General features: G+C 39.7%; 13 protein-coding genes. 9 read left to right on the top strand and 4 right to left on the bottom strand.

Annotation, left to right across the window (positions count from 1 at the left end):
- Nucleotides 1–71: 71 nt before the first annotated feature.
- The 7 genes from QUF78_RS16620 (at nt 72) to QUF78_RS16590 (ending at nt 8,967) form a co-directional block, all read left to right on the top strand.
- A complete protein-coding gene (locus tag QUF78_RS16620) occupies nt 72–263 on the top strand; it encodes a DUF3311 domain-containing protein (RefSeq protein WP_289325547.1) in 192 nt (63 codons plus the stop codon).
- A complete protein-coding gene (locus QUF78_RS16615) occupies nt 263–1,759 on the top strand; it encodes a sodium:solute symporter family protein (protein ID WP_289325546.1) in 1,497 nt (498 codons plus the stop codon). The genes QUF78_RS16620 and QUF78_RS16615 overlap by 1 nt, the downstream gene beginning before the upstream one ends.
- Nucleotides 1,760–1,836: 77 nt before the next feature.
- Entirely contained in the window at nt 1,837–3,495 is a 1,659-nt protein-coding gene (locus QUF78_RS16610; RefSeq protein WP_289325545.1) for a thiamine pyrophosphate-dependent enzyme, read from the top strand.
- 84 nt (nt 3,496–3,579) lie between these two features.
- On the top strand, nt 3,580–4,755 hold the full coding sequence (locus tag QUF78_RS16605) for a Glu/Leu/Phe/Val family dehydrogenase (protein ID WP_289325544.1): 1,176 nt from the start codon (nt 3,580–3,582) through the stop codon (nt 4,753–4,755).
- Between the two features lie 89 nt (nt 4,756–4,844).
- Nucleotides 4,845–6,272, top strand: a complete 1,428-nt coding sequence (locus tag QUF78_RS16600; protein WP_289325543.1) for an amino acid permease — start codon at nt 4,845–4,847, stop codon at nt 6,270–6,272.
- Between the two features lie 143 nt (nt 6,273–6,415).
- A complete protein-coding gene (locus QUF78_RS16595) occupies nt 6,416–7,858 on the top strand; it encodes an aldehyde dehydrogenase family protein (protein ID WP_289325542.1) in 1,443 nt (480 codons plus the stop codon).
- Nucleotides 7,859–7,932: 74 nt separating this feature from the next.
- On the top strand, nt 7,933–8,967 hold the full coding sequence (locus QUF78_RS16590; protein WP_289325541.1) for an aromatic ring-hydroxylating oxygenase subunit alpha: 1,035 nt from the start codon (nt 7,933–7,935) through the stop codon (nt 8,965–8,967).
- A gap of 271 nt (nt 8,968–9,238) precedes the next feature.
- Here QUF78_RS16590 and QUF78_RS16585 read toward each other — a convergent pair whose 3' ends face one another.
- On the bottom strand, nt 9,239–9,685 hold the full coding sequence (locus QUF78_RS16585) for a DUF5392 family protein (protein WP_289325540.1): 447 nt from the start codon (nt 9,683–9,685) through the stop codon (nt 9,239–9,241).
- 592 nt (nt 9,686–10,277) lie between these two features.
- Here QUF78_RS16585 and QUF78_RS16580 point away from each other — a divergent pair.
- Nucleotides 10,278–10,658, top strand: a complete 381-nt coding sequence (locus tag QUF78_RS16580) for a hypothetical protein (RefSeq protein ID WP_289325539.1) — start codon at nt 10,278–10,280, stop codon at nt 10,656–10,658.
- Nucleotides 10,648–11,118, top strand: a complete 471-nt coding sequence (locus tag QUF78_RS16575; RefSeq protein WP_289325538.1) for a hypothetical protein — start codon at nt 10,648–10,650, stop codon at nt 11,116–11,118. The genes QUF78_RS16580 and QUF78_RS16575 overlap by 11 nt, the downstream gene beginning before the upstream one ends.
- 106 nt (nt 11,119–11,224) lie before the next feature.
- Here QUF78_RS16575 and QUF78_RS16570 read toward each other — a convergent pair whose 3' ends face one another.
- Genes QUF78_RS16570 through QUF78_RS16560 form a run of 3 tightly spaced genes read right to left on the bottom strand, consistent with a single transcriptional unit; the run spans nt 11,225 to nt 12,832 of the window.
- The gene (locus QUF78_RS16570; RefSeq protein WP_289325537.1) at nt 11,225–11,800 is read right to left on the bottom strand and encodes a DUF2238 domain-containing protein; all 576 of its coding nucleotides are present in this window, start codon (nt 11,798–11,800) and stop codon (nt 11,225–11,227) included.
- Nucleotides 11,801–11,820: 20 nt separating this feature from the next.
- Complete coding sequence (locus QUF78_RS16565) at nt 11,821–12,387, bottom strand: DUF2238 domain-containing protein (protein WP_289325536.1); 567 nt, start codon at nt 12,385–12,387, stop codon at nt 11,821–11,823.
- 4 nt (nt 12,388–12,391) lie between these two features.
- On the bottom strand, nt 12,392–12,832 hold the full coding sequence (locus QUF78_RS16560) for a GerAB/ArcD/ProY family transporter (RefSeq protein ID WP_289325535.1): 441 nt from the start codon (nt 12,830–12,832) through the stop codon (nt 12,392–12,394).
- Nucleotides 12,833–12,924 lie beyond the last annotated feature (92 nt).

Genomic DNA, 12,924 nt, shown 5'->3' with positions numbered 1-12,924 from the left:
TATCTGTTTTTTCTAAATGGTTAGAAGTGAATAGGTCGGGTTTGGCATTTGTTGATAAGGATGGTGAACAAATGAAGAAAATAATCTATGTGATAAGTGCGGTACCAGCACTTGGCTCGCTTATTGTTATCAATCGAATTGAACCATATGTTTTAGGAATGCCATTTGTTCTTTTTTGGGCCATATTATGGGTTTGTCTTACATCGGTGTGCTTGATAATTGCTAATAAACTTGATCCTGCAACCAAGGAGGAAGAAGACTAATGAATGAAGCCCTGCTTGTCATCCTTTTCTTTCTGGTTCTGTGTATTTGGTTAGGGCTTCAAGCTCGAAAAGGTAAAAATATGAGTTTGGAACAATGGGCTATAGGTGGAAGAGGTTTCGGCAGCTTTTTGCTCTTCTTTTTGATTGCAGGTGAAATGTTTACGACATATACGTTTTTGGGGGCCAGCGGCGGCGCTTATAGATCTGGTATGCCTCCAGCCTTATATGCTTTCAATTGCTTCTATTTTGTAATAGCCTATTGGCTGTTGCCGCCAATTTGGAGATATGCAAAAAAAAATAATGTCATATCTCAATCCGATTTTTATGACAAGAAGTACAATAGTCCGGCTTTAGGTGTTCTTGTGGCGGTAATCAGCGTTATTTCAATTATTCCTTATCTAATCATGCAGTTAAAAGGGTTAGGAATTATCGTATCGGAGGCGTCCTATGGGTCCATCTCTCCTAATGTGGCTATAGTTGTAGGTGTAATTGCCATCACAATTTATGTAACTGCCTCAGGGATGCATGGCGTAGCGTGGACGGCGGTTATTAAAGATATCATGATTTTGGCAGTTGTCGTCTTTATGGGGATTTATTTTCCACTTCATTATTACGGTGGTTTGCAGTCGATGTTTGAAGCAATCGATACAGCAAAACATGGATTATTGATATTCCCTGAACAAGGATTGAGTATCTCTTGGTTTATTTCCGCTACGATTATGACAGCACTGGCATTCTATATGTTTCCTCATATGTTAGCGGGAGTGTTTTCTGCAAAAAGTCCAAAATCACTTCGTTGGAATGCTGGGATTATGCCAATTTATCAAGTAATCATCATTTTTTCGCTTTTTATTGGTTTTTCTGCGATTCTTCAAGTTCCGAATTTACAGGGAGCAGAAGCAGATTTGGCTTTATTTAAAATGGCGAAGATGTCATTCGATCCCTGGTTTGTTGGAGTTATTGGAGCATCTGGGGCGATGGCCGCCCTTATACCTAGTTCACTCGTGTTGACGGCTACGGCCACGATACTTTCAAAAAATGTATATAAGGTGTGGAAACCGAATACATCAGATGACCAACTTCGAAGATTGAGCATGATGTTAGTACCTGTCATTTCTATAGTGACCCTATACTTTACGTTCAATGGCGGGGAGTCGATTTTTACGCTGTATCTTATGGCATATAGCTTCATGGCACAGTTGTTCCCAGCACTATTTTTCAGTTTGTGGAAAAAGAATCCTGTTACCGTTCAAGGAGCTTTTGCCGGAATGATAGCTGGAATTCTAATTGTCATTTACTCGACTACATCAGGTACGACACTTGCCACATTATTTCCATCTCTACCGCAAGCAATACAGGATCTTGATGTGGGGTTAGCTGTATTATTCATCAACATTGCAGTAACTTTGGGAGTAAGTGCTATTACAAGAAATACTTCAATTGAGACGGAAGCAGATAATAAACCAGTTTCTGGTATCGAAAAACTTGTTAAATGATAGTAAGAATGAGTGCAATATTAATAGAAACATAAATTAGCAAACAAATACACGTTCTTGAAAGCGGGAGGCTGAATATGAAAGTCAGTGGAGGAAGAGCAGTCGTAGAAGTAATGGCTAAAGAAGGGGTAAAAAAAGCTTTTTGTGTACCAGGTGAAAGTTATCTTAGTGTAATGGATGCACTATATCAACATCCTGAAATAGAACTTATTTCCGCCAGACATGAAGGAGGTGCCTCTTTTATGGCGGAAGGGTATGCGAAGGCTTCAGGTGAGGTAGGAGTTTGTATGGCAACGCGTGGAGTGGGTGCTACAAACTTAGCTATCGGTATTCATACTGCTGCTCAGGATTCAACCCCTTTGGTTGCGCTTATTGGCCAAGTCGAACGCCCTTTTAAAGAAAAGGAAGCGTTTCAGGAAGTGAATTTGACGGGTTTTTTCAGTCATTTATGTAAATGGACGGTTGAGATTGATCGTGTGGAAAGAATCCCGGAATTATTGCAACGGGCGTTCCATATGGCGCGATCGGGACGTCCGGGTCCTGTATTAGTGGCTTTGCCGCATGACATGTTAGAAGATGAGGCAGAGTTGAACATCTATCCTTCTTATCGCGCGCTTCCTCCCCAACCACATTTGGACGATTTGAAGCAGGCGATAGAGACGATACGAAACGCGGAGCGCCCCATATTGATTGCTGGTGGCGGTGTGATTCATGCTAAGTCTAACAAGCTGCTTGTACAGTTTGCCGAGGCAATGAAACTTCCTGTTGTTACCGCTTTCCGCCGATTCGACGCGTTTCCGAACTCACACCCCTGCTATGCAGGATGGCTAGGGTTTGGGACACCACAATATTTACTGGATACAATCCGAGATGCAGATGTAGTTTTGGCGTTAGGGACACGATTCTCTCAAGTAGGAACACAAGATTACACCTTGCTCTCTGAAAATACAAAACTGATCCATGTAGATATTTGTCCCGATATTTTTGGTAAAGTGTATGCTCCTTCCCTTGCAATTGAAGCAGATGCCAAGAGTTTCTTAGAACAAGCACTGCAAGCTTCAGGTTCTTCCATTTCAAACGAAGATAATGTGAAAGAATTGCATGAAAAATATATGACATTTTCTGAACCAAAGGCCGACTACACAAAAGATTTCGTGGATATGGATGGATTAATGCATGACGTTGCTGTCTGTCTTCCGAAGGACACCATTATTACAAATGATGCCGGCAATTTTTTTGGATGGCTATCCAGATATTATCGTTTTGAACATGAAAACACTTACGTGGGGCCAACTTCGGGAGCGATGGGATATGGACTGCCTGCTGCAATTGGGGCAAAGCTGGCGCACCCTCTGAAACATGTTGTTTCTTTTTCAGGAGATGGCGGCTTTATGATGACTCTCCAAGAGATTGAAACGGCTGTACGGTATAAAATTCCGACTATATCAATTGTCGTGAACAACAATATGTACGGAACGATTCGTGTACATCAAGAAAGGCATTTTCCAAAACGGGTCGTTGGAACTGAATTGTCCAACCCTAATTTTGCCGAATTGGCCCGCTTGTTTGGAGCGCATGGTGAAAAGGTTGAAAAAAATAGTGATTTTGCGCCAGCGCTTCAAAGGGCGATTGCTTCAGGGCTTCCGGCTGTAATCGAAGTTGCAGTCAATCCAAAGATTCTAACTGTAGGCCAAGACAAGAAGGGAGTACACGAAAAGCTAGTGTCCAACAAATAGTTGCGGCATCCATGCTTTGGTTTGTTTCCATTAGAAGTCAGTCGTAGGAATTAATAAAAGGAAGTTTTTGGGGAGGGTTCACAAATGTTAAAACCATATTTAGTTGTGGAATGGAATGATACGGAAACAGATGCAAAAGGGTGGCTGGTCGTGCATAACTTTGTTAAAGGCTACGCAGGCGGCGGTACAAGAATGCATCCAACGGTTACACGAGAAGAGGTCGAAAGATTAGCTGAGGCGATGGCTTATAAGTATGTAGCCTGTGAGTCCGAGACGACAGGCGGTTGTAAAGCGGGCATTGCCTATGATTATAAAGCGCCAGACGCGTATGCAGTATTAAGAAGATTTCTAATTGCGATGATGCCTTATATAGACATCGGGGTATCTTTAGGCAGTGACTTAGGTACCAAATATGAAGATGTGCTCAAAATATTCAATGAGTTTGGTATGGATATACCTCTTACGAAATCAATGAAGCAGAATCTGAATGTTCTGCAAGGGATAAAAGACTTTGATGAACTTTTGACGACAAAAATTGACGGGTTGTTTTTAAACGATGTCGTAACAGGATATGGTGTAGCATTTTCGGCAGATGAGGCATGGAAATTTAAAAGCGGAAAAGATGGAGCGAGAGTTGTCATTCAAGGTTTCGGCTGTGTAGGAGCAAGTTGTGCATTGAAAATGTCCCAGTTAGGTTATAAAGTTGTAGGGATTTCTGATGCCAACCTTTTGGTAACGTGTGAAGAAGGATTAGATGTCCAAAAGCTTATTGATCGTAAGAATTCATACGGAGAAATGGATAAAGAGTTTTTTGAACCGCATTATGATGTAAGGGCAAACACGGATTGGCTCGATATAGATTGCGACATATTAATTCCGTCCGCACTAGAGGATGTCATCCACAAATCAAATGCTAAAAGCGTAAAAGCAAGCTTAATTGTGGAGGCGGCAAACATCCCCCTTTCTTTAGAGGGAGACGAAATCATAAAACAAAGAGGAATTGATGTTGTCAATGATTTCGTTGCGAACCTTGGGGCGATTAGATTTTATGATGCCGTTATTTTTGGACTAGTAAATCCAAATCCACAATCTGTAGTTGATGATATCGAAAAACTATGCAGGAAAAATACGTATCACTTGTTTACACAAGCAAAAAACCAAAATAAATATCAAAGAGATGTAGCTTATGAAATATTCAAACCGACAATCAGCGACTTGCTGGAATATGCAGAGCCTTCCGAAGCTTTATCTCCACAATAATGTGTTTTATTTTCAGAATAATGGGAACTCTCTATAACTTGTGTTAATCAGTGTATGGGGCAGTTTATCAATCAGAAAGGGGGGCATTCATGGAAACAAAACATGAAAATCAGCCAAAGGAATTACAGCGTTCGATGAAGAGTAGACATTTATTCATGCTCTCCTTAGGTGGGGTAATTGGAACAGGTCTTTTCCTGGGATCAGGATATGCGATCGGTGAAGCTGGGCCCGGAGGAGCGATTGTTGCCTATTTGGTCGGTGGTTTATTAATGTACTTGGCGATGATTTGTCTCGGTGAATTATCGGTAGTGATGCCGGTTTCAGGTTCCTTTCAGGTCCATGCAACAAAATTTATCGGACCCGCCACTGGATTTGTCATCGGCTGGATTTACTGGCTGAGCTGGGCTCTTTACGTAGGCTTGGAATTTGTGGCGGCTGGTTTGCTCATGACTAGATGGTTTCCTGATATACCAGTATGGATATGGTGTGTGATATTTACCGTACTTTTGTTCACCATAAATGCTTTAACAACGAGAAGTTTCGCTGAGACAGAGTACTGGTTCTCAGGGATTAAAGTACTTGCCGTTATTCTGTTCATAATTATCGGTGCGGCCGCAATGTTTGGATTGATTCATATGGATGCTCAACCTGCTCCGTTTTTTTCCAATCTTATGGGTGATGGACTATTCCCTACAGGATTCACGGGTGTGTTTATATCAATGATGACGGTCGTATACGCATTCCAGGGATCGGAAATCATGGGGGTTGCAGCAGGAGAGACGGAAAACCCGCAACAAAGCATTCCGAGAGCGATTCGTAACATCGTAATACGTGTGCTGCTTTTCTATGTTCTAGCAATCTTTGTTCTGTCGGCTATCGTTCCGTGGCAAGAAGCTGGGGTGCTGGAAAGCCCTTTCGTCACCGTTTTTGAAATGGTAGGCATTCCTTATGCCGCTGACATTATGAATTTCGTGATTTTGACGGCGGTGCTCTCTGTTGGGAATACGGGTCTGTTTGCTTGTACCAGGATCCTTTTCTCCCTTTCTCAAAACGGTATGGCACATTCCTCATTTGGAAAGCTCAATCGGCGCGGTGTACCCATTAACGCTTTACTCGTCACTCTGTTCTTTGCCTTGCTGTCGTTACTTACTAGTGTAGTAGCGGAAGAAACGTTATTTGTTGTGTTACTTTCTATAAGTGGGGTTGGAGGGGTACTTACTTGGATGGCGATTGCGTTCGCACAGTACAGATTCCGTAAGCAGTATATCAGAGAGGGCGGAAAGGTGGAAAATCTGAAGTATAGAGTACCTTTCTTCCCTTTTGCCCCGATTCTCTGCATCCTTATGTGTCTAGGTATTTTCGTGTTCACGGCATATGATCCGACACAGCGCACTTCGTTGTATTGGGGATTAGGTTTCGTCGCTGCTTGCTATATATTTTACTATTTTAGATATACGAGAAGGAAGGTAGATGTGCCTACCTTATCAAATGAACAGCAAAATGATTTCGTTCAATAGAAATTATTCTTAATACGCCGACAAAAGAAAACGTGCCACAATTCGAGTATGAACCAAATGTGGAAGAATTCATTTTAGAAGATTCTAGTAATAATCAAATCTTTAATCAAGATGTAGAAAAATAGAATGCGGGAGGAAATTGTATGCGTTACTTAAATTATATTAATGGAAAATGGCAAGAACCAACTACAGGGGAGTATAAGGAAAATCTTAGTCCCCATAATGGAGAAAATTTAGGGGAATTTCCATCTAGTGCGGCGGCTGATTTACATGATGCAGTTGCAGCCGCAAAAAATGCATTTCCAGATTGGAAAAAACTGTCGTTTCAGCAACGGGCTTCATACTTGCAGAAAGCAGCTGATATTTTGAAAAAGAATGTGCAGGAAGTAGGTCAGGATTTGATAAAGGAAGAAGGGAAAACATTCTTGGAAGGGATGGGGGAAGCCAACCGTGCCGCTAGCATACTTGAATATTATGCTGCTGAAGCTCGGCAGCCACTTGGGGAAGTAATTCCTTCAGCTAATGCCAATACATTTTTGTACACTACTCGCACTCCGCTCGGTCCGGTGGGATTGATTACACCATGGAACTTTCCTATTGCCATCCCTGTATGGAAATTGGCGCCGGCCCTGATTTACGGGAATACAGTCGTGATTAAACCGGCTGATCTTACACCTAAGTCTGTCTATCATGTGATGAAAGCATTAGATGAAGCCGGTCTTCCAGCTGGTGTCATTAATTGTGTGTTCGGAAGAGGTTCCATCATTGGAGCTGCATTGGTGGAACATCCGGATGTGAAGGCTATATCTTTTACCGGCTCGAATCAAGTAGGTCAGCAAATTCAAAAACAGGCCATTGGACATGGGAAGAAAGTGCAAGTGGAAATGGGAGGGAAAAACCCGCTCGTCGTCCTCGCTGATGCTGATCTTGAAAAAGCAGTTGAAATTGCTGTAGGAGGAGCTTTTAAATCCACGGGGCAAAAATGCACAGCAACTAGTAGGGTGATTGTGGAAGAAGGAATTTACGAGGCTTTCCGTGAACGTCTTGTCGCGCGTACGAAAGAATTAAAAGTGGGCGACCCGCTCAATGAAGAAACATATATCGGTCCTGCTGTATCTAGATCACAACGCGATGGTGTGCTTGATATGATTGATGCTGGGAAATCAGAAGCGACGCTTTTGTGTGGAGGAGAGATTCCGACAGAAGAGGAATTGGCGAACGGTTTTTATGTCAGGCCGGCTATCTTTGAAAATGTTCCTCAACATGCCCGCATTGCACGGGAAGAAATATTTGGGCCAGTCATCGCTCTTTTTAAGGCCGGAAACTATGAGGAAGCAGTTATGATGGCGAATGATACAGAGTATGGATTGAGCGCAGCAATTTGTACGAATAATTTAACGTCTGCTCAACGGTTTATTGAAGATGTCGAAGTGGGTCTTGTACATGTCAATTCGGAAACAGCAGGAACCGAACCGCAAATGCCATTTGGCGGATGTAAAAATTCAAGTGCAGGCAGCCGTGAACAAGGAAAGAGTGCTGTTGAATTCTATACAGAGGTCAAAACAGTCTATATGGATCGGATATAACTGGAAATTGAAAATAGTAAGTATTAAGCGTTGAACTTTAAAAAATTAGCTAATTATCTGGAGGGATTTTCGATATGACTACGAAAAAAGAAAATGTACAGTTTAGCCCAACATTACCTTATTCACGGTATGTTGATCCAGAGGTATTTAATGAAGAAAGAAAAAAGATTTTTAGGAAAAATTGGATATTGGTGGGGCATGCCAGTCAAGTTGAAAAAGTAGGCGACTTCTTGACTTTAGATGTCGCCGGAGAGCCTATTATCGTTTCTCACGGAACTGATGGAGAACTGCGTGCTTTCTATAATATTTGTCCTCATCGTGGAATGAAAGTGGAAAACTCTGATAAAGGAAATAAAAAAGTTTTACAATGTGGATACCATGGATGGACATTCAAATTAGATGGAAATGTAAATAGAGCTCCTAATTTTAAAACGAATCAATTGGGAGTACACAGCTGTATGAAATCCATTCGTTTAGAAGTTCAGAATGCTATGATTTTTGTCAATCTAGACAAAAATGCACCTTCCTTGGCAGAAGCATATCAGGAATTTCTAGAGGAAATGAAAGAGTATCACTTCTTTCATTCTCTAAAACTAGTTAGGGAAACCCGGCGTGTAGTTAAGGCTAATTGGAAAGCTGTTGTTGACAACTACCTTGAATGTGACCATTGTTCCATTGCTCATCCAGGCTTTGCAAAATCTTTTGATCTAGCGAACTTTTGCACAACGACACACGACAAATTCACCTATCAATATATGACAGCAAGCAAGAATTCTGAAGGTGACCAAGCGCGCTTTTATTGGATTTGGCCAAATATGATGATTAACGTTTATCCAGGAGACGGAAATGTGAATACCATTCAAGTAATTCCTGTTGATGCAGAGACGTCGCTAGGTATTTATCGTGATTATTCCCTTAATGAAAAAACAACAATAGAAAAAGAAGAATATTTTAATTTCGTTGATCAAGTACGCCAGGAAGATTTTGAACTTGTGGAAAAATTGCAAAAAGGATTAAGTTCTCAGGCGTTTACAAATGGTATCTTTTCTCCAACTGAACATGCTGCAGTCTATTTTCATGAACTTATTGATAAGAACCTCCATGACTAATTATTGTGCAGCCCAATTGAAATAAACGTCATTTAAGAAACGTTAATACAGAGAATTTGCAAGATATTTTATTCAATCTTTTTTGGCAGGGATCTATCGTAAAGTGGTCTTGCCCGAATAAGTAGAAGTTTAAAAGCGAAGCAACCAACCAGTGTGAATCGGAAGTCTACCCGAGCATACTGGTTGAGTTGTTTTTTTAATGCGCTAATCGTTTGTTGACTTATTTCAACGACCGATAAAGTTATAAAAATTCACGAACTTTTTTTTGTATTTACTCATTGTGTGAGGATTTGTTCTTACTTTGTTGTTCCTCGGCAAGAAACTCAATAAAAACATTCATGGCAGATAGCGGATGCTCATTTACCCTTTTAAAGTAATTACTTTTTCTGGAATCTGTTAAATAGTTGCTTTTTTTGATTCTCTCCAACATATATTTTTGACTCATTTTCACTATTTCTTTTTGGTTGTGCTTGTTTTCTTTTAATAGGGCAAATCCTACAGCTCCCACCAATGCATAGATTCCAAGTGCGGTTTTCGAGATGGGTAAGGAATCGCTCTTAAATAAAAGGAAAAAAAGGTTAATGATGGAAAATCCTATCATCACCGTCGAAAAAAATCCGTATTTCAAATTTTTCTTCAACAATGGGGATAATGATGATTGAAGTTGTTCGATTTCGGCTTGCATGAAACCCGGTATTTTATTTATTTTAATATTCATTGTTTCCTCCTTATTACCTCCAAAAAGTATATGCTATTAAAAATCTCATCTATTTAATGAAACAGGAAAAGGAACCTAATAGTATAATCTTATCTTTTGGAAATGCATTTGTCATTTAATATACATCTTGGAATCCTTTAAGGGAAAAGTAAAAGAGAAGGTGAAGCAACAGGGGCCATGACTAATAGGGGTGCTGCAGTTATTTTCATGAGCTAAACTTATACTTAGCTTTTCTCATTATTTGAATTCAGTTGAAAGTTGGAGCACTTATCTAAGGACAAGGCATTATCCATTCCATTGTCCGGGCTCTATTTGGAACTGGCAGTATGTTAAGGGACAAACAAATATCCTTTGCCATAATATCTTAACAAAGGTATAAATAATGAATGAAATATGGTAAAATAGTCCTCAAATGGAAACCTTACATTTCGTTTTTTCATTATTAATATTTATGGATGGCCATCTCGCGCCTTTTTTTGTCATAAATACGTGACTATTGTGGTATTTTGTTCATTTAAATCGAGTTTTGGTACAAATCAATATATAATTAGAAAGCGAGATTATAGTTTCAAAGATTAAGGAGGGACATAGAATGATGGAATGGGCTCTAGTCATTTTGTTTGGTGCAGCAGTTTTACTGTTCATTTTATCGTTTATTAAAAAGGATTCTGTAAAAGTGGACAGTCAATTGGAGCAGATTGCTAGCACTTTTGGGGATGAAATGAATGTATTACAGGAAAAAATCAGGAACATCGAGATAGATGCTGAAATTACGGTGCAAGAAGCAGGCATTCTTGCAATGTCTTCCGAAAAGCGGAGCTTGTTGCGTGAAGTACTCGACCTACATAAGCGAGGCTATTCATTCGAAAGCATCGCACTGAAAACAAAACAGACAGAAAATGAGATAGAAAACTTGCTTACTCCTTACATTAAAACGAAGAATGAAAGGAGTAAAGTGGCCAATGACATCTAAATCAATGCGCAGCTTTGCCGGAGGCCTTATTGTTGCAGCAGGTTTGTGCGGTGGAGTGTACTTCTTTGTTCCAGGTGAAGCGACCGGTACATCAGAGAAACTATCGGAAGATGATATGAAAGAGTCCCTGGCTTCTGAAGGGTATGTCATACATTCCGAAAAAGAATGGGAAGATCAGATTGCTGAAGCAGAGGCAATTAAAGATAAAGCGGAAGCGGAAAAAGAAACTGTAAAAGAACCAACAGAAAAAATCATATACCGTACAGTTCTGACAGTGTCTAAAGGCTCGACAAGCATCGATGTAGGTAAAAACCTTCAAAAAGCAAAAGTCATTAAGAATGCCTATGGGTTTTCTGATGAGGTTGAAAAGAAAGGCAAGGCCAACGGATTACGTCCTGGAACATACGTGGTAGATAGTGAGATGACGACGGAAAAGATCATATCTATCATATTTAAATGACAAAAAACGACCATCCATATGATGGTCGTTTTTTATATGCAGTCAACTTTTTTGAAGCAAAACGTTAACAATAAGAAAAAAGATCTGATTAAACCAAGTGTAATTTTCAAGTTTTCTTTACCTTAACCTTTGTCCGAACTCCGGCCCACACTGCAATGATAAGACCTCCAATAGTATCCGCGATCAAATCTATCATTGTATCTTTATTTCCCCCGCCTTGTAATGTCATTCCGAATAATTGATCGGAACCAAATTCGTAGATCTCCCATATAACACCACCAAGTGCTGAGAAAGAGAGGGTAAACAAAAAGACAAACCAAGGAGATATCTCTTTACCTGCATTTCTGTATATTAAACGTTCATATAAAGCAATACCTGTAAAAGCAAGAAGGGATCCGCTTAGTAAATGTAAGAGTGTGTCCCACCACCCCAGACCATACCAGCCTAAAATAGATCCTAAATATTGTGAACCGAATAAGAAGACTAAATAGGAAATGATAATTGGCAGATTGAATTGAAGCTTGGTAAATAGGGCCAATAGAAGGGGAATTGCTCCACATGCCACTCCTCCTATCGAAACCAGGGATTTGAATGTTTCATCGGTTGTATAGTAAAAGATAGATAAAGCCGCCATGAAAAGGACATACACTAAACTTAATAAAATAACTAGCTTTCTATTCATATGATTACCTCAACAAATCATTATAATTTTGATTTTTTTATACAGGAATAACTGGAGATAAGCAGACCACCGATAAGACCGCAAATTATATCGTACATGGTATCCTTATTACCGCCTCGCTGCATGGTATGAGTAAAAGTTAGATCACCTACATACTCATAGACTTCCCAAAGGACAGTGGCAAGGACTGCAAGTGAGAGTACAAAAAGAAAGGTGACCCAGCTTGATATATCTTTTCTCGACTTTTGAGGAATGAATTTTTTATAAAGAGCAATTCCAACAAAACCCACGAAAATACCCTTGTAGAAGTGAAGGGTAGAGTCCCACCATTTTAAATCCACATAAAAATTTGCGATTGACCCTAAAAATGTCGTACAGAAAACAAAAACATAATAACCGATTATGATTGGAATGTTAAAAGGATTATTTTTTACAAATAGTAATGAAATGGGCAACGCACTTACCAATATTCCCCCTAAAGCTACCATCCATCGGGAAGAATCATCTTTTATGAGGTAAAAGATGAGTAAAACAGTCATGAATACTATAAAAACCAGACTAAGTATAATGATTATTTTATGTTTCAATATATCACCTCATTCGTAACTTCATTACGATCATATCCAATTTATCCTTAATGCAACCGTCATTCTCTAATACTGGCTGTATGTTTTGAACATTCGCTTGAGGTATGACAGAAATTAAAAAAATAGTAAGTAATATTAGAACAGGTATGAAGAAAATTTCCAATGTGCGTGTAAAAATTTCAATACCAAGGCGAGCTGTCAAGATCACTACTACAGCTAACAATATATTCAATGCTACAAGTGGTGTATTCGGCATCCAAAAAGTTTTAATGAAGAACCATACAAAAATTAATGCAACTCCTGTGCCAAATAATGCAGCAAGCCACGCATCCTGCTTTGCAAAACCAGCTAAAGGAGAAGGAGTATGTAAAATAACCGTTCCAACCGAATACAAAAGGATTAAAATCATCAATTGATGTGATGAAATTTTGAAACTAGCAGGCATTCAGATTCACATTTTTGTTTGTTCCTTCCTTTTTAATACTCCTTAGTTTTGGCCATTTTATGTTCAAGTTATTCAAATGGCCAAATTAATTT

This window comes from Peribacillus sp. ACCC06369 (assembly GCF_030348945.1).
Lineage (GTDB): Bacteria > Bacillota > Bacilli > Bacillales > DSM-1321 > Peribacillus.
This window is presented reverse-complemented; position numbering and strand designations above follow the sequence as displayed.